We start from the raw sequence: 1,376 nt of genomic DNA, 5'->3' as shown, positions 1-1,376 counted from the left end.
GGCAGGGGCCGTTGCGTGATTGCGTTTCGTCCGGAGTGCCGTGCTGGTCCGTCCTTGGAGAGGACATCCCGGTTCGGACGGGGGCGGACGCAGTGCAGGCACGGTCTCGGTGATCATGTGAGTGTCGAAGTCCCATGAACACCTGGCGAGTCCATGCCTGCTCCTGCATCTTCTCCCATGCCCACCGCGCTGGCCCAACTGGGTCGGACTGCCACGCCGGTCCCGCTGGTGGACGCGGTGGCACTGTCCGGCTTCCTGGACCTGGTGCCCGACCCGCGAGGCGTCCGTGGCCGCCGCTACCGGCTGTCCGCTCTGGTCGCCGCAGCCGCGGCGAGTGTCCTGGCCGGTGCCCGCTCGCTCACCGCGATCACGGAATGGATCAGTGATGTCCCTGCGTGGGCCTGCCGGGTTCTCGGCTTCCCCACCGACCCGCTCTCCGGCACCGTGTCCGTCCCGCACCCCCACACCCTGCGTCGTCTGCTCGTCCAGCTCGACGGCGACGCCCTGGACCGGGCGATCGGCGCCTTCCTCACCACCCGAGCCGCCCCGGCCGGCCCCGGACTGCGGGCGATCGCTGTCGACGGCAAGGCCCTGCGCGGCTCACGCACCGCCACCGCCACGCACGTCACCCTGCTCGCCGCGATGGACCACACCGGCCACGTCCTGGCCCAGCGCCAGGTCGCCGACAAGAGCAACGAGATCCCCGCCTTCCGACCCCTGCTCGACAGCGTCGACCTGGCCGGCACCGTGATCACCGCCGACGCACTGCACACCCAGCACGCTCACGGCACCTACCTCCGTGAACGGGGCGCCCACTACATCGCCCAGGTCAAGGCCAACCATCCCAGTCTCTTCGACCGCGTCCGCCGCCTGCCCTGGCGCGAGATCACGCTCGACCACTATGACCGCACCCGGGCCCACCACCGCCTGGAGATCCGACGGCTGAAGACCGCCGCCTTCGCCCACCTCGACTACCCCGACGCACGCCAGGCCCTGCAAGTCGTGCGCTGGAGAGCAGACTTCACCACTGGCAAGCTCGCCATCGAGCGCGTCTACCTGATCACCAGCCTGCCGCCCGGCGCGGCTACCGGCGCCCAGCTCGCCGAGTGGATCAGAGGCCACTGGAAGATCGAAAACCTTCTGCACCACGCCCGCGACCGCACATTCCGCGAGGACGACTCCAAGATCCATACCGGCCGACTCCCGCGCATCATGGCCGGCCTGCGCAACCTCGCCATCGGCGTCCACCGTCAAGACGGCCGCACCAACATCGCCGCCGCCCTACGCCACACCGCCCGCGACTGGCGAAGACCCCTGGCCGCCCTCGGCATCACCGAATGAATCCGGACAGACGTCGAACATGCAAGGGACCCTGG

General features: G+C 70.0%; 1 protein-coding gene. It reads left to right on the top strand.

Annotated features, from left to right (window positions below; all coding sequences use genetic code 11):
* Window positions 1-177: 177 nt before the first annotated feature.
* Window positions 178-1,341, top strand: coding sequence for an ISAs1 family transposase (locus ABZ861_RS31455; protein WP_361637455.1), 1,164 nt, complete (start codon window positions 178-180; stop codon window positions 1,339-1,341).
* Window positions 1,342-1,376: the final 35 nt, after the last annotated feature.

The organism is Streptomyces sp. NPDC046985, from assembly GCF_040644415.1.
GTDB lineage: Bacteria > Actinomycetota > Actinomycetes > Streptomycetales > Streptomycetaceae > Streptomyces.
This window is presented reverse-complemented; position numbering and strand designations above follow the sequence as displayed.